The sequence below is a fragment of the Streptomyces sp. NPDC048603 genome (assembly GCF_043199475.1).
GTDB lineage: Bacteria > Actinomycetota > Actinomycetes > Streptomycetales > Streptomycetaceae > Streptomyces.
This window is the reverse complement of sequence record NZ_JBICVY010000012.1, coordinates 131,571-146,510: the sequence shown is the minus strand read 5'-3', so window position 1 is coordinate 146,510 and position 14,940 is coordinate 131,571. Positions and strand designations below refer to the sequence as shown.

Here is a 14,940-nt window from a genome sequence, read left to right as displayed (position 1 = left end):
GAGCACAGCGATGAAGGGCACTGTGGGCGAACTGGGAGAGTTCGGGCTCATCAGGGAGCTCACCTCCCGGCTCACCACCACCTCGGCGGTACGGCTCGGGCCCGGCGACGACGCCGCGGTGGTGTCCGCCCCCGACCGGCGGGTCGTGGCCAGCACGGACATCCTGCTGGAAGGCAGGCACTTCCGCCGTGACTGGTCCACCGCGTACGACGTCGGCCGCAAGGCCGCCGCCCAGAACCTGGCCGACATCGCGGCCATGGGCGCCGTCCCGACCGCGCTGCTGCTCGGCCTGGTGGTGCCCGCCGACCTGCCGGTCACCTGGCCCACGGAACTCATGGACGGCCTGCGCGACGAATGTCAGGTCGCGGGCGCCGCGGTGGTCGGCGGCGACGTGGTCCGCGGCGACACCATCACCGTGGCCATCACCGCCCTCGGCGACCTGCGCAACCACGAGCCGGTCACCCGGTCCGGCGCACAGCCCGGCGACGTGGTCGCGGTGACCGGCTGGCTGGGCTGGTCGGCGGCCGGCTTCGCCGTGCTGTCCCGCGGCTTCCGTTCCCCGCGGGCCTTCGTCGAGGCGCACCGCCGCCCCGAGCCGCCGTACCACGCGGGCCCCGCGGCCGCCGGACTCGGCGCCACGGCCATGACGGACGTCAGCGACGGCCTGGTCGCCGACCTCGGCCACATCGCCGAGGCCAGCAAGGTCCGGATCGACCTGCGCTCCGCCGCGATCGACATCCCGACCCAGATGTTCGACATCGGCCAGGCCGTCGGGGTGGACCCGCTCCAGTGGGTGCTCTCCGGTGGCGAGGACCACGCCATCGTGGCCACCTTCCCGCCGGACGTGAAGCTGCCCGCCCGCTGGAAGGTGATCGGCGAGGTGCTGAACCCGTCCGCCCAGCCCCAGGTCACCGTCGACGGCGCCCCGTGGACCAGCACCGGCGGCTGGGACCACTTCGGCGGCGAATCCACCGAGGAGCCCCTGCGATGACAAGTGCGCCGCCCGTGGCGCCGCCGCTCTGCCTGACCGTAGCCGGATCCGATTCCGGCGGCGGGGCGGGCATCCAGGCCGACCTCAAGAGCATGCAGGCCCTGGGCGTGCACGGAATGAGCGTGCTGACCGCCGTGACCGCCCAGAACTCGCTGGGCGTCCACGGGGTCTGGGAACTCCCCGTGGAGGCCGTCACGGCCCAGTACCGGGCCGTGACGGACGACATCGGCGTGCACGCGGTGAAGACCGGCATGCTGTCCTCCGCGCCGCTGGTGGAGGCCGTGGCGGGGCTGCTGGCCGGTACGGACGCCCCGGCCGTGGTGGACCCGGTGGGCGTCTCCAAGCACGGGGACCCGCTGCTGGCCGCCTCCGCCCTGGACGCCGTACGGAAGCTGCTGCTGCCCGAGGCCACCGTCGCCACGCCGAACCTGGACGAGGTCGCCCAGCTCACCGGGGTGACCGTGGAGACCGAGGACGACATGCGGCGGGCCGCCGGGGCGGTCCTCGGCTTCGGCCCGGAGTGGGCGCTGATCAAGGGCGGGCACCTGGCCGCCGGGCCGGAGGCGGTCGACCTGCTGACGGACGGCACCTCCGAGCTGTGGCTGCGCGCACCGAGGCACGACAACCGGCACACCCACGGCACCGGCTGCACCCTGGCGAGCGCGATCGCGGCCGGGCTGGCCAAGGGCCAGGACGTGCCGCAGGCCGTCATGGAGGCGAAGGAGTACGTCACCGGGGCGATCCGGGCCGGCTTCGCGCTCGGCGGCGGCATCGGGCCGGTGGACCACGCCTGGCAGTGGCGCTGAGCTCACACCGGGAGCACGGGAGAGGGCCCTGCCGCACGCGGCAGGGCCCTCTCCCGTTTCCGCGTCCGCGCCACGGACGGCAACGCGCCGCACATGGCAAAAAGCCGGCCCACCCTGAGGTGGACCGGCTTCTCGGGCAACCGGAAGGCTGCGCTACGACGGGAGCGTCAGCGCGAGACCTTGCCGGCCTTGATGCACGAGGTGCAGGCGTTGAGGCGCTTCGGCGTCCCACCGACCACGGCACGCACACGCTGGATGTTCGGGTTCCAGCGACGGGGCGTACGGCGGTGCGAGTGCGAGATGTTGTTGCCGAAGCCCGGCCCCTTGCCGCAAACGTCGCAGTTGGCAGCCACAGGTCACTCCAAAGACTTCAGATGCACTTACAGTGAATTCCGGCGCACCGGAATCAGAGGTCTGAAGTGGTTTGCCGGGGGGTATGACCCGACTTTCGTCGGGCAACCGGAGCAGCATACAACGACTGCTGCCGTCCAAGAAAACTACCACGGGCCGGGCAGCTCCCGCCCCGCCCCCCGTTACTCTGCGGTGAACCCCAGCCCGCAGGAGGAGGAACGCCCGGTGCCGCACGAGTCGCAGATCCTCGACGCCGAAGCGGTGCGCACCTGGAGTTCGCTGGCCCTGGCCTCGCTGGGCCGGGCCCGCGACGAGATCGACGCGATCAACGTCTACCCGGTCGCGGACGCGGACACCGGCACCAACCTCTACCTGACCGCCGAGGCGGCCGCCCGCGAGGTCGAGGAGACCTGCGCCGCACGCACCGGCACGGCCACCGGTGCCGGCTCCGGGGCGGCCCCCGTCTCGCTCGCCGAGGCCGTACGGGCCTACGCGCACGGCGCGCTGATAGGCGCGCGGGGCAACTCCGGCACCATCCTGGCCCAGCTGCTGCGCGGCATGGCCGACGTACTCGGCGCCCCGGCCGGCGCCACCGGCCCCGGCACCGGCACCGGCCCCGAGGCCGCCGGGGAGAGGCTGGCCCGGGCCCTCGCCCGCGCCGCGGAATCCGCGTACCAGGCCGTGGCCCACCCCGTCGAGGGCACCATGCTCACCGTCGCCGGGGCCGCCGCCCGGGCCGCCGGAGCCGCTGGCGGAACACCCGCCGCCGTCGCCGGCGCCGCCTACGACGGGGCCCGGGCCGCCCTGGAACGGACCCCCGGCCAGCTGGCCGAGCTGGGGCGGGCCGGAGTCGTCGACGCCGGCGGCTGCGGCCTGGTCGCCGTACTGGGCGCGCTCTGGCAGGCCCTCTCCGGACAGGAACCCGCCGCCGACCCGGTGCCCGGCCGGCACGTGCCCGTGCCCCGGCACGCCGACCCCTGTGACCACGAGGAGCCGGGCGGCCCCGGGTACGAGGTGATCTACCTGCTGGATGCCTCCGACGAGGCGGTCGCCGGGCTGCGCGAGCGGCTCGACGCCCTCGGCGACTCGCTGGTGGTGGTCGGCGGCGACGGCCTGTGGAACGTCCACGTCCACGTCGACGACCCCGGCGCCGCGGTGGAGGCCGGAGTGGTCGCCGGACGGCCGCACCGGATCCGCATCACCCACTTCGGCGACGAGCGGCGCAGGTCCCGCGGCGAGCGCACGCAGCGCGCGGTGGTGGCCGTCGTCCCCGGCGAGGGGCTCGCGGGCCTCTACGGGGAGGCGGGAGCGACCACCGTGCCGGCCCGTCCCGGGGAGCCGCCGGCCGCCGAGGGGCTGGTCGACGCCATCCGGCGGGCACACGCCCGCGAGGTGGTGCTGCTGCCGAACGACGCGGACCTGCGCGCCGCCGCCTCGGCCGCCGCGGAGCAGGCCCGCGCCGAGGGCGTCCGGGTGGCCGTGATCCCGACCCGGTCCGCGGTCCAGGGCCTGGCGGCCCTCGCCGTCCACGACCCCGGCGGCAGCTTCGACGAGGACGTGGTCGCCATGACCTCGGCGGCCGGCGCCACCCGCTACGGCGAACTGGCCGTCGCCGAACGGCAGTCCTTCACCTCCGCCGGAATCTGCCAGGCCGGGGACGTGCTCGGGCTGATCGAAGGCGACGTCGCCGTGATCGGCTCCGACCTGGCCGCCACCGCCGAGGCGGTCCTGCAGCGGATGCTCGGCTCCGGCGGCGAACTCGTCACGCTGGTCCTCGGACCGGACGCCCCCGACACCCTCGCCGACCGCCTGGAGTCCTACGTCCGCGGCGGCCACCTCGCCGTCGACACGGTCACCTACCGGGGCGGCCGCCACTGCGCCCCCCTCCTGATCGGCGTGGAGTAAGAACCCCGCCCCCGGTGTGGGCAGGCGTCCGGCAACCCACCCCCGGTGTGGGCAGGCGTCCCGCAGGGCGGGACGGGTGGGCACACCGGGACACCCCCGCCCCGCGGAAGGATCCCGCCCGGCCGAAGCCCGGCGGCGCAACGGGCAGAGCTCCGGTCGCCGGTCCGCCCCGTGCCGACCGCAGCCCCGCGCGCGGCCCCGCTGTCACCGCCATGGTGTGCAATGGGACACGTGCCCGGACTGGATGAACCGCTCAAGAAGACCCTCGGCCCCGCCACCGGCAAGGTGCTGGCCGAGCAGCTCGGCCTGCACACGGTCGGAGACCTGCTGCACCACTACCCCCGCCGGTACGCCGAGCGCGGCGAGCTCACCGCCCTCGCCGAGCTCGCCGACCAGCTCGACGAGCACGTCACGGTGGTCGCGCAGGTGGCGGACGCGAGGATCCTGACCTTCAACGGCGGCCGCGGCAGACGCCTCGAAGTCACCATCACCGACGGCGCGGGCCGCCTCCAGCTGGTCTTCTTCGGCTCTGGCGTGCACAAGCCGCACAAGGACCTGCTGCCCGGCACCCGCGCGATGTTCGCCGGCAAGGTCGGCATGTTCAACCGGAAGCTCCAGCTCTCCCACCCCGCCTACGAGCTGCTGAGCGGCGAGGGCTCCGACCGCGAGGCGGTGGACGCCTTCGCCGGCCGGCTCATCCCGATCTACCCGGCCTGCGCCAAGCTGGAGACCTGGAAGATCTCCAAGGCGGTCGACGCGGTCCTGCCGCGCACCGCGGACGCCATCGACCCGCTGCCGCCCGCGCTCCGCGAGGGCCGCGGCATGCTCCCGCTCCCCGAGGCCCTGCAGCAGATCCACCGGCCGCGCAACAAGGCCGAGGTGGCCGCCGCCCGCGACCGCCTCAAGTGGGACGAGGCCTTCGTCCTCCAGGTCGCGCTGGCCCGCCGCCGCCACGCCGACAGCCAGCTCCCGGCCGTGGCCCGCCGCCCCGCCCCCGGCGGACTGCTCGACGCCTTCGACGCCAAACTGCCCTTCACCCTCACCGAGGGCCAGCAGAAGGTCTCGAAGGAGATCTTCGACGACCTCGCCACCGAACACCCCATGCACCGCCTTCTCCAGGGCGAGGTCGGCTCAGGCAAGGCCCAGCCGCTGGATTCGTTGGTACTGACGCCGTCCGGCTACAAGGCGATGGGGGAGCTCGCGGTCGGAGACCAGGTGGTGGTCCCGACCGGCGACGTCGCGATCGTCGACGGCGTGTTCCCCCAGGGAGAACGCGACGTGTGGCGTCTGTTGCTCTCCGACGGGAGCACGGTCGAGTGCGACGACGAGCATCTGTGGATCGTGGACACGAGCTGTGCCTGGCACCGAGGGCAGGAGCCCAAGGTCATGACCACGAGGGAGATCAGGACTGATCTGGTCAAAGCCAACGGTTCCTCGAAGTGGTACCTGCCGGTCGCCGTTCCGGTGGATCTCGACGATCTCGGTGACCGCCCCCTCGATCCCTACCTGCTGGGCGTCCTCATTGGCGACGGGTCGTTCCGGCACAACTTGAGGCTGTCGACCACGGATGCGGAGATCCGCGCCGCGGTGGAAGCGGCGGTGGCACCCGACTGCGTCCTCACTCCAGTTCCGGGATCCACCTGCGACTACACGATTCGGATGAGCGGTCCGCGGGGAGGCACCCGGAGGAATCCGGTGATCCAGGCGCTCCGCGACCTGGGGCTGTGGGGTGCCGGCTCACACGACAAGTACGTTCCGGAGCCGTACAAGAACGCCTCGGTCAAGGAGCGTCTTGCGGTACTCCAAGGACTCATGGACACCGACGGCACGATCGACGCGAACGGCATGAGCATCTCGCTCTGCAGCGTGTCCAAGCGCTTGGCGGAGGACGTGGCGTGGCTGGCGCGGTCACTCGGTGGCCGCGCCCGCATTCTGCCGAAGAAGGGGGCATTCAACGTTTCCGTGGCCCTGCCGGACGAATTCCCCCCGTTCCGGCTGTCGCGCAAGGCGGCGCGCTTGCGGGTGAGGCCCAAGTACAACACCTTCCGGCGAGCCGTTCGGGCCGTGGAATACGTCGGTGTGAAGCCGGTCCAGTGCATCAGCGTTGCCCACCCGAGCCGCGCCTACGTCACCGACCACTTCACGGTGACGCACAACACGATGGTCGCGCTGCGCGCCATGCTCGCCGTCGTCGACTCCGGCGGGCAGGCCGCCATGCTGGCGCCCACCGAGGTGCTCGCCCAGCAGCACCACCGGTCGATCACCGAGATGATGGGAGAGCTCGCCGAGGGCGGGATGCTCGGCGGGGCGGAACGGGGCACCAAGGTGGTGCTGCTCACCGGCTCCATGGGGATGCCCGCCCGCCGCCAGGCCCTGCTGGACCTGGTCACCGGCGAGGCCGGGATCGTCATCGGCACGCACGCGCTGATCGAGGACAAGGTGCAGTTCCACGACCTCGGCCTGGTCGTCGTCGACGAACAGCACCGCTTCGGCGTGGAACAGCGCGACGCCCTGCGGTCCAAGGGCAAGCAGCCGCCGCACCTGCTGGTGATGACCGCCACCCCGATCCCGCGCACCGTCGCGATGACCGTCTTCGGCGACCTGGAGACCTCCGTCCTGGACCAGCTGCCCGCCGGCCGTTCCCCCATCGCCACCCACGTGGTCCCCGCCAAGGACAAGCCGCACTTCCTCACCCGCGCCTGGGAACGGGTCCGCGAGGAGGTCGGCAAGGGCCATCAGGCGTACGTGGTGTGCCCGCGGATCGGGGACGGCGAGGACGAGCCGAAGAAGAAGTCCGCCGGTTCTGCCCCAGGCTCCTCCGCCGAGCCCTCCGCGGAGGACCTCGCCGAGAAGCGGCCGCCGCTCGCCGTCCTGGACATCGCCGAGCAGCTGCGCACCGGACCGCTGGCCGGACTGGCGGTGGAGGTGCTGCACGGGCGCATGGACCCCGCCGACAAGGACGAGGTGATGCGCCGGTTCGCGGCCGGCGAGGTCCAGGTGCTGGTCGCCACCACCGTCATCGAGGTCGGGGTGAACGTGCCCAACTCCACCGTGATGGTGATCATGGACGCCGACCGGTTCGGCGTCTCGCAGCTGCACCAGCTCCGCGGCCGCGTCGGCCGGGGCTCCGCCCCCGGGCTCTGCCTCCTGGTCAGCGAGATGCCCGAGGCCAGCCAGGCCCGGGCCCGGCTCGCCGCCGTCGCCGCCACCCTCGACGGCTTCGAGCTCTCCCGGATCGACCTGGAGCAGCGCCGCGAGGGCGACGTACTCGGCCAGGCCCAGTCCGGGGTCCGGTCCTCCCTGCGGATGCTCGCCGTCATCGAGGACGAGGAGATCATCGCCCAGGCCCGGGAGGAGGCCGCCCGGGTGGTCGCCGCCGACCCGGACCTGGAGCGGCTGGCCGGCCTGCGGACCGCCCTCGACGCACTTCTCGACACCGAGCGGGAGCAGTACCTGGAGAAGGGCTGACAATGGGGGTGGCCGCCCGGCCAGGGCGGTCCCACCCGACCCGCAGACCGCCCTCCGCACACCGAAGGAACCCAGATGACCCGCGTGATCGCCGGCACGGCCGGCGGGCGACGGCTGGCCGTGCCCCCCGGCAACGGCACCCGGCCGACCTCCGACCGGGCGCGCGAGGGCCTGTTCTCCACCTGGGAGTCCCTGCACGGGGTCGAGGGAGCCAGGGTGCTCGACCTGTACGGCGGCTCCGGCGCGGTCGGGCTGGAGGCCCTCTCCCGCGGCGCCGCGCACACCCTGCTCGTGGAGGCCGACGCCCGGGCCGGGAAGACCATCCGGGACAACATCCGCGTACTCGGCCTGCCCGGGGCCGAGTTCCGGGCGGGCAAGGCCGAACAGGTCGCCGCCGGCCCGCCGCCCGGGGAGCCGTACGACATCGTCTTCCTGGACCCGCCGTACGCCGTGACGGGCCAGGACCTCGGCGAGATCCTGCTCACACTCCGCTCCAACGGCTGGATCACGCCGGACGCGCTCGTCACCGTGGAGCGCAGCACTCGAAGCGGCGCGTTCCCCTGGCCGGACGGGTTCGAGCCGCTCCGCTCCCGGCGGTACGGCGAAGGCACCCTCTGGTACGGTCGCGCCGCTCTCACCAGCGAAGACTCATGAACGAGGGAGTTCAGTTGCGCCGCGCCGTCTGTCCGGGATCCTTCGACCCCATCACCAACGGACACCTCGACATCATCGGACGCGCCTCCAGGCTCTACGACGTCGTCCACGTCGCCGTGATGATCAACCAGTCCAAGAAGGGGCTGTTCACGGTCGAGGAGCGGATCGAGCTGATCCGCGAGGCGGTGGCCGAGTACGGCAACGTCCAGGTGGAGGCCTTCCACGGCCTGCTCGTCGACTTCTGCAAGCAGCGCGACATCCCCGCCATCGTCAAGGGGCTGCGTGCGGTCAGCGACTTCGACTACGAGCTCCAGATGGCCCAGATGAACAACGGGCTCACGGGCGTCGAGACGCTCTTCGTGCCCACCAACCCCACCTACAGCTTCCTGTCGTCCTCGCTGGTCAAGGAGGTCGCCGCATGGGGCGGCGACGTCTCCCACCTGCTGCCGCCGCACGTCCACGCGGCCCTGGTCCAGCGGCTGGCCGAGCGCTGACCCCGGCCCGGCCCCGCTGACGCCGCGTCAGCGGGGGTCCGGCGGCCCCCGGGTGGCCGTACAGTCGTCCCGTCCGTCTCGGGAACCGCCCGGGGCCGAGAGAGTGCGAGCCCGTATGGACGTGCAGAAGAAGCTCGACGAGATCGTCGCGGCGGTCGAGAGTGCCCGGTCCATGCCCATGTCGGCCTCCTGCGTGCTGAACCGGGCCGAGCTGCTCGGTCTGCTGGACGAGGTCCGGCAGGCACTGCCCGGCTCGCTCGCCCAGGCGCAGGAGCTGATCGGCGGCCGGGAACAGCTCGTCCAGGAGGCCCGTCAGGAGGCCGACCGGATCATCGAGTCCGCACACGCCCAGCGCGGATCGCTGATCTCCGACACCGAGGTGGCCCGGCGCTCACAGGCCGAGGCGGACCGGATCCTGGACGACGCCCGCCGGGAGGCGGAGGAGATCCGCGCCGAGGCGGACGACTACGTGGACAGCAAGCTCGCCAACTTCGAGGTCGTGCTCACCAAGACCATCGGTTCGGTGGACCGCGGCCGGGAGAAGCTGCTGGCCGGCGAGGTCACGGACGACGGCCATGGCTCGGCGGACGCCTACATCTCGGCCAAGCTCGCCGCCTTCGAGACGGTGCTGGCGGGGACCCTGGAGGCGGTGGGCCGCGGCCGGCAGAAGCTCCAGGGCCGGGTGGCCGTGGACGACCTGGGCGCGCACATGGCGGCACGGGACGCGGCGGGCGTCCCGCAGGCCCGGACGGCAGCCGACGCGGACTTCCTGGCCGCGCTGGCGGAGCCGGACCCCGAGCCGGCCCCGCAGGCCGCCGTACCGGCGCAGCCCGAGCCGCTCTACGACACGTACGCGTACCAGCAGACGCATCAGCCCCAGCAGGCCCAGCAGCATCCTGACGCCTACGCCGGTGCAAGCACCGGCTCCACCGGAGCGGCTTACGCCGCGCCCTTCGCCGACCCGTACGCGGGCTACCAGCAGCCCCAGGCCGACCCCTACGGCTCGTACCAGCCGCACGCGCAGGCCGACCCGTACGCGGCGTACCAGCAGCACCAGACGCATCAGCAGCACCAGGTACACCAGCACCAGGCGCAGCAGCCCGCGCTCGACGAGACCAGCTTCTTCGACACGAGCATGATCAACCTGGATCAGCTGCGCCAGTACGAGCAGGGGCGCTAGCAGCGGCTCCGTACCGGATTGGGCTATCGGCGGAGCGGCGGGTATCCTGACTGTTCGGTCGCGCGTATGCGCCGCCATCTCGCGTGCCCAAAAGCGCGCGGCAACGATCTTTCCGAAAGCAGGAACGGCCCTGAACACCCGCCTTGACCACCGCAACCCGCTCGTGTTCGACACGCACGAGCTGGGTCGGCGTCCTGGTGCCATGCAGCGGCTGTCCCGCGACATCTCCGCTCCGGCCGACCTCGGCCTGGAGGGGGTCATCGGAGTGCCGGAAGGCGCTCCCGTGGAGCTCGACCTCCGCCTGGAGTCGGTCATGGAAGGGGTGCTTGTCACAGGCACCGCCCGTGCAACCGCCCTGGGGGAGTGCGTAAGGTGTCTGGAGGCCGTGGAGCGAGAGCTCGACACGGACTTCCAGGAGATGTTCTCGTACCCTGACGCCGACGACCGGGGCCGCCACAAGGCGGAGCCGGGCGACGACGCCGAGGACGACGAGGGCATGCTTTTCCTCGAGGACGGCATGTTCGACCTCGAACCCGTGCTGCGGGACGCGGTGGTGCTCGCACTGCCGCTGCAGCCGGTGTGCCGGGAGGGCTGTCTCGGTCTGTGCCCCGACTGCGGGCTCAGCCTGAATGACGACCCGGACCACCACCACGACGCCGTCGACATCCGTTGGGCGGCACTGCAGGGACTCGTCGTGACCGATCAGGACGACGAGAAGGACAACATGAGCGGCGCGGCTTCTGACGCAGACGTCCGGGGCGCCGCCGAGAAGCAGGAGAAGTAGCCGTGGCTGTTCCGAAGCGGAAGATGTCGCGCAGCAACACGCGCCACCGCCGGTCGCAGTGGAAGGCTGCGGTCACCCCCCTGGTTTCGTGTGAGCGTTGCCAGGAGCCGAAGCAGCAGCACATCGCGTGCCCGAGCTGCGGCACCTACAACAAGCGCCAGGTCCTCGAGGTCTGAGCGGCTGGTGAGAGGCGCAATGTCTGAGCTTGCCGGCGACAAAAAGCAGGCGGACAGCGGCAACGCGGCCTCGTCCCACACGCTTCTGGAAGGGCGGCTCGGGTACAAGCTCGAGTCCGCCCTTCTGGTGCGTGCGCTGACCCACCGTTCGTACGCGTACGAGAACGGCGGTCTGCCCACCAACGAGCGGCTGGAGTTCCTCGGGGACTCGGTGCTCGGCCTGGTGGTCACGGACACGCTGTACCGGACCCACCCGGACCTGCCAGAAGGCCAGCTGGCCAAGCTGCGGGCCGCGGTGGTCAATTCGCGTGCGCTGGCGGAGGTCGGCCGCGGCCTCGAGCTCGGCTCCTTCATCCGGCTCGGCCGGGGCGAAGAGGGCACGGGCGGCCGGGACAAGGCGTCCATCCTCGCCGACACCCTGGAAGCGGTGATCGGTGCGGTCTACCTCGACCAGGGCCTCGACGCGGCCTCGGAGCTGGTTCACCGGCTCTTCGACCCGCTGATCGAGAAGTCCTCCAACCTCGGTGCCGGCCTGGACTGGAAGACCAGCCTCCAGGAACTCACCGCGGCCGAGGGCCTTGGCGTGCCGGAGTACCTGGTCTCGGAGACCGGGCCGGACCACGAGAAGGTCTTCACTGCTGCCGCCCGCGTCGGTGGTGTCTCGTACGGCACCGGCACCGGCCGCAGCAAGAAGGAAGCGGAACAGCAGGCGGCCGAGTCCGCGTGGCGCGCGATCCGCGCGGCCGCGGACGAGCGGGCCGCAGCCGCAAAGGCCGCCGCCGAGGCTTCGGCCTCCGGCGGGGATGGTGGGACGCCGACCCCCACCGACACGGCCCCCGGCGCCTGACGGCCCGGCCTTCCTTCGAGCTTCCCTCCGCCCGCCCCGGCCCCCGGGGCGGGCGGAGTCATGTCCGCCGACGGCCGGGTGCCGCGCCCCGTCATCGGCGCGAGGGACTGCGCGACCGGCCGCCACCGGCCCGCAGGCCCCGGTTTCGCCATGGGGTCCTCCCCCTGGCCTCGCCGGGGTACCCCCACCGGACGGAACCCGGGGGAGGGCGGGGTGGGGAAGGGCCGCCCGCAGGGCGCGAGTACGCTCGACCGCAGGAAACCCTCCGGAGGAGAGACGCCGTGCCCGAGCTGCCCGAGGTCGAAGTCGTACGCCGCGGGCTGGAGCGCTGGGTCGCCGGGCGGACGATCGCGGACGTCGAGGTGCTGCACCCGCGCGCCGTACGCCGCCACCCGGCCGGCGGCGCCGACTTCGCGGCCCGTCTCACCGGCCGCACCGTCGGCGTGCCGCAGCGGCGCGGCAAGTACCTGTGGCTGCCCCTGGAAGGCGCGGAGTCCGAGGGCCCGGCCGGCCAGGCCGTCCTCGGCCACCTCGGGATGAGCGGCCAGCTCCTCGTGCAGCCCGCCGACGCCCCCGACGAGAAGCACCTGCGCATCCGGCTCCGCTTCGAGGACGCCGCCGGAACCGAGCTCCGGTTCGTGGACCAGCGCACCTTCGGCGGGCTGTCCCTCCACGACACCACCCCCGAGGGCCTGCCGGACGTCATCGCGCACATCGCGCGGGACCCCCTCGACCCGCTCTTCGAAGAGGCGGCCTACCACCGCGCACTGCGCGCCAAGCGGACCACGGTCAAGCGCGCCCTGCTCGACCAGTCGCTGATCAGCGGGGTCGGCAACATCTACGCGGACGAGGCGCTCTGGCGGGCGAAGCTGCATTACGAGCGCCCCACCGCCACCCTCACCCGCCCCCGGAGCACGGAACTCCTCGGTCATGTCCGGGACGTGATGAACGCCGCCCTCGCCGTCGGCGGCACCAGCTTCGACAGCCTCTACGTCAACGTCAACGGCGAATCCGGCTACTTCGACCGGTCGCTCGACGCCTACGGGCGCGAGGACGAGCCCTGCCGGCGCTGCGGCACACCGATGCGCCGCCGCCCGTGGATGAACCGGTCGAGCTACTTCTGCCCGCGCTGTCAGCGCCCGCCGCGCGCCTCGTCGTAACGGTCCCGCGCCTCCAGTACCGCCGGGGTGTTGCCCTCCAGGAAGCGGATCAGGCCCATCAGCCGCTCCGCCGCGCCCCGGCCGAGCTCCGTGAGCTCGTAATCCACCCGCGGAGGGTTGGTCGCCTGCGCCTCCCGGTGCACCAGCCCGTCCCGCTCCAGCGCGTGCAGCGTCTGCGACAGCATCTTCTCGCTCACGCCGTCCACACGCCTGCGCAGCTCGTTGAAGCGGCACGCCCCGTCGTGGAGGGCGGTCAGGGTGAGGCTGCCCCACCGTCCCGTGACGTGTTCCAGCGTCTCGCGGGAGGGGCAGGCGCGCGCGAACACGTCGTAGGCGAGGTCCTCGGCGCAGACGTTCTCGGTGCGGGCGGTGGTCTCCATGCCCTCAAGCGTACTCCCGGGTAGCGCTAACTGGAAGGTTGCGCTTCCGAAAAGTTAGTGCTTACCTTTCCTCATCGCACCACAGCGGCGCCGCACCGCGGCCCGCACCACCGTTGAGGGAGAACCGTCATGTCCGCGAACACCCCCGTCGTCTCGATCGCCTACCACTCGGGCTACGGCCACACCGCGGTCGTCGCCGAGGCCGTGCGCGACGGAGCGCTGGAGGCCGGTGCCACGGTTCACCTGGTCAAGGTGGACGAGATCGACGACGCGCAGTGGGAGCTGCTGGACGCGTCCGACGCGATCATCTTCGGCTCGCCGACGTACATGGGCACCGCCTCCGGGGCCTTCCACGTCTTCGCCGAGGCCACCTCGAAGCGCTGGTTCGGCGACGCCTGGCTGAACAAGCTGGCGGCCGGCTTCACCAACTCCGCCTCCAAGAGCGGCGACAAGCTTCACACCCTGCAGTTCTTCCAGGTCCTCGCCGCGCAGCACGGCATGCACTGGGTCAACCTCGGCCTCAAGCCGGGCTGGAACGCCTCGACCGCCTCCGAGAACGACATCAACCGTCTCGGCTTCTTCTCCGGCGCCGCCGCGCAGAGCAACTCCGACCAGGGCACCGAGGGCGTCCACAAGGCCGACCTCGAGACCGCCACCCACCTGGGCCGCCGCGTCGTCGAGACCGCCCGCGTCTTCAACGCCGGCCGCGCCGCCGTCGCCTCCTGACCCACCCGCCGTGCCGGCGGTACCGGCGAGCGCCGACGCCCCGCGACCTTCGAGGTCGCGGGGCGTCGGCGCTCGCGGGTGTTCCCGCCGGCGTTCTTCTGTTCGATTGTTCGTTCAGATGCCGAAGTCCTGGGTCCACCAGGGGCCGCCCGGGGCGTCGTACATGCCGACGCCCAGCGTGCGGTACTCGCAGTTGAGGATGTTCGCGCGGTGGCCGGGGCTGTTCATCCAGCCCTTCATCACGGACGCGGCGTCGCCCTGGCCGCGGGCTATGTTCTCGGCGGCCATGCCGGAGAGGCCGGCCTGGGCGGCGCGGTCCCAGGGGGTCCGGCCGTCGGGGTCGGTGTGGTCGAAGAAGCCGCGGACCGCCATGTCCTTGCTGAAGGCGCCGGCGAGGGCGGCCAGCGGCGGGTTCGCCCGGACCGCGGGGCAGCCGACCGCCGCGCGCTCCTGGTTCACCAGGTTCAGGACGGCCGTCTCCTCGGCCGAGTGGCCGGTGGGCGGGGCGGGCGGCACGGGCTGCACGGGCTGCGGCGCGGCCTTCGACGGGGTGGCGGCTGGCCGGGGGGTGCTCTTCTTCAGCAGGCTCTTCACCGGGGTGGGGGCCGGGGCCTTGGTGGAGGGCGTGGCGGAAGGGGTCGGGGTGGCCGAGGGAGAGGGGGATGCCGAAGCCGACGCCGAAGCCGACGGCGATGCCGGGACCGAAGCCGAAGCCGAAGCCGAAGCCGAGGCGGGCGGAGTGGTGCGGGCCGGTGCGCGGCCCGGCAGGTTGGCCAGGCCGCCCTGCTGCTGGAGGTGGCTGCCCTGAGCGGGGCTCCGCTCCGGCTTCGCCTCCGTCTTCCGGCCGGTGTCGCTCTCCTGGCCGACGTACGGGAAGGCGCTGCCGACCGGCACCAGGCCGGTGGTCACGGCCGCCGTCCCCAGGGCCACGGCCACGGAGACGCCGAGGAGGCCGGTGCGTACGGCGGTGCCGCGCTTGCCGCGGGGCGGCGCGGGGAGTCGGTGACGTCCCATCGAC

The 14,940-nt window shown here is 72.6% G+C and carries 15 protein-coding genes; 12 read left to right on the top strand and 3 right to left on the bottom strand.

Annotated features, from left to right (window positions below; genetic code table 11):
* Positions 1 to 10 precede the first annotated feature (10 nt).
* Together ACGFQ9_RS28695 and thiD are read left to right on the top strand one after the other, a co-directional pair.
* The gene (locus tag ACGFQ9_RS28695; RefSeq protein ID WP_393577745.1) at positions 11 to 991 is read left to right on the top strand and encodes a thiamine-phosphate kinase; all 981 of its coding nucleotides are present in this window, start codon (positions 11 to 13) and stop codon (positions 989 to 991) included.
* Positions 988 to 1,797: a bifunctional hydroxymethylpyrimidine kinase/phosphomethylpyrimidine kinase gene (gene thiD / locus ACGFQ9_RS28690; protein WP_393577743.1), complete on the top strand. Its 810-nt coding sequence runs from the start codon at positions 988 to 990 to the stop codon at positions 1,795 to 1,797. The genes ACGFQ9_RS28695 and thiD overlap by 4 nt, the downstream gene beginning before the upstream one ends.
* 167 nt (positions 1,798 to 1,964) lie before the next feature.
* Here thiD and rpmB read toward each other — a convergent pair whose 3' ends face one another.
* Complete coding sequence (gene rpmB / locus ACGFQ9_RS28685; RefSeq protein WP_030195073.1) at positions 1,965 to 2,150, bottom strand: 50S ribosomal protein L28; 186 nt, start codon at positions 2,148 to 2,150, stop codon at positions 1,965 to 1,967.
* Between the two features lie 190 nt (positions 2,151 to 2,340).
* Between rpmB and ACGFQ9_RS28680 the strand changes: the two genes are divergently transcribed.
* The 9 genes from ACGFQ9_RS28680 to mutM all read left to right on the top strand — a co-directional run bounded on the left by ACGFQ9_RS28680 (position 2,341) and on the right by mutM (position 12,816).
* Positions 2,341 to 4,053, top strand: coding sequence for a DAK2 domain-containing protein (locus ACGFQ9_RS28680; protein ID WP_393577742.1), 1,713 nt, complete (start codon positions 2,341 to 2,343; stop codon positions 4,051 to 4,053).
* A gap of 222 nt (positions 4,054 to 4,275) precedes the next feature.
* Positions 4,276 to 7,521, top strand: coding sequence for a helicase-related protein (locus tag ACGFQ9_RS28675; RefSeq protein WP_393577740.1), 3,246 nt, complete (start codon positions 4,276 to 4,278; stop codon positions 7,519 to 7,521).
* 75 nt (positions 7,522 to 7,596) lie between these two features.
* Entirely contained in the window at positions 7,597 to 8,175 is a 579-nt protein-coding gene (rsmD, locus tag ACGFQ9_RS28670) for a 16S rRNA (guanine(966)-N(2))-methyltransferase RsmD (protein ID WP_393577739.1), read from the top strand.
* A 14-nt stretch (positions 8,176 to 8,189) separates the two neighbouring features.
* Positions 8,190 to 8,669: a pantetheine-phosphate adenylyltransferase gene (gene coaD / locus ACGFQ9_RS28665; RefSeq protein WP_393577887.1), complete on the top strand. Its 480-nt coding sequence runs from the start codon at positions 8,190 to 8,192 to the stop codon at positions 8,667 to 8,669.
* A 115-nt stretch (positions 8,670 to 8,784) separates the two neighbouring features.
* Entirely contained in the window at positions 8,785 to 9,849 is a 1,065-nt protein-coding gene (locus ACGFQ9_RS28660; protein WP_393577738.1) for an ATP synthase F0 subunit B, read from the top strand.
* Between the two features lie 130 nt (positions 9,850 to 9,979).
* Positions 9,980 to 10,633 (top strand): YceD family protein, encoded by a 654-nt coding sequence (locus ACGFQ9_RS28655; protein WP_393577885.1) that lies wholly within the window; start codon positions 9,980 to 9,982, stop codon positions 10,631 to 10,633.
* Between the two features lie 2 nt (positions 10,634 to 10,635).
* On the top strand, positions 10,636 to 10,809 hold the full coding sequence (gene rpmF / locus ACGFQ9_RS28650; RefSeq protein WP_030676011.1) for a 50S ribosomal protein L32: 174 nt from the start codon (positions 10,636 to 10,638) through the stop codon (positions 10,807 to 10,809).
* 19 nt (positions 10,810 to 10,828) lie between these two features.
* Positions 10,829 to 11,656 carry a ribonuclease III gene (rnc, locus tag ACGFQ9_RS28645; protein WP_393577737.1) on the top strand — a complete coding sequence of 276 codons (828 nt, stop codon included), beginning with the start codon at positions 10,829 to 10,831 and terminating at the stop codon, positions 11,654 to 11,656.
* 281 nt (positions 11,657 to 11,937) lie between these two features.
* Positions 11,938 to 12,816 carry a bifunctional DNA-formamidopyrimidine glycosylase/DNA-(apurinic or apyrimidinic site) lyase gene (gene mutM, locus ACGFQ9_RS28640; RefSeq protein ID WP_393577736.1) on the top strand — a complete coding sequence of 293 codons (879 nt, stop codon included), beginning with the start codon at positions 11,938 to 11,940 and terminating at the stop codon, positions 12,814 to 12,816.
* Here mutM and ACGFQ9_RS28635 read toward each other — a convergent pair.
* Positions 12,789 to 13,196, bottom strand: a complete 408-nt coding sequence (locus ACGFQ9_RS28635) for a winged helix-turn-helix transcriptional regulator (RefSeq protein ID WP_393577735.1) — start codon at positions 13,194 to 13,196, stop codon at positions 12,789 to 12,791. The two genes, mutM and ACGFQ9_RS28635, sit on opposite strands and share 28 nt — an antisense overlap.
* Before the next feature lie 129 nt (positions 13,197 to 13,325).
* Between ACGFQ9_RS28635 and ACGFQ9_RS28630 the strand changes: the two genes are divergently transcribed.
* Complete coding sequence (locus ACGFQ9_RS28630) at positions 13,326 to 13,922, top strand: flavodoxin family protein (RefSeq protein ID WP_393577734.1); 597 nt, start codon at positions 13,326 to 13,328, stop codon at positions 13,920 to 13,922.
* 114 nt (positions 13,923 to 14,036) lie between these two features.
* On the opposite strand, the gene ACGFQ9_RS28625 is transcribed toward ACGFQ9_RS28630, so the two are convergent.
* Positions 14,037 to 14,936 carry a CAP domain-containing protein gene (locus tag ACGFQ9_RS28625; protein ID WP_393577732.1) on the bottom strand — a complete coding sequence of 300 codons (900 nt, stop codon included), beginning with the start codon at positions 14,934 to 14,936 and terminating at the stop codon, positions 14,037 to 14,039.
* Positions 14,937 to 14,940: the final 4 nt, after the last annotated feature.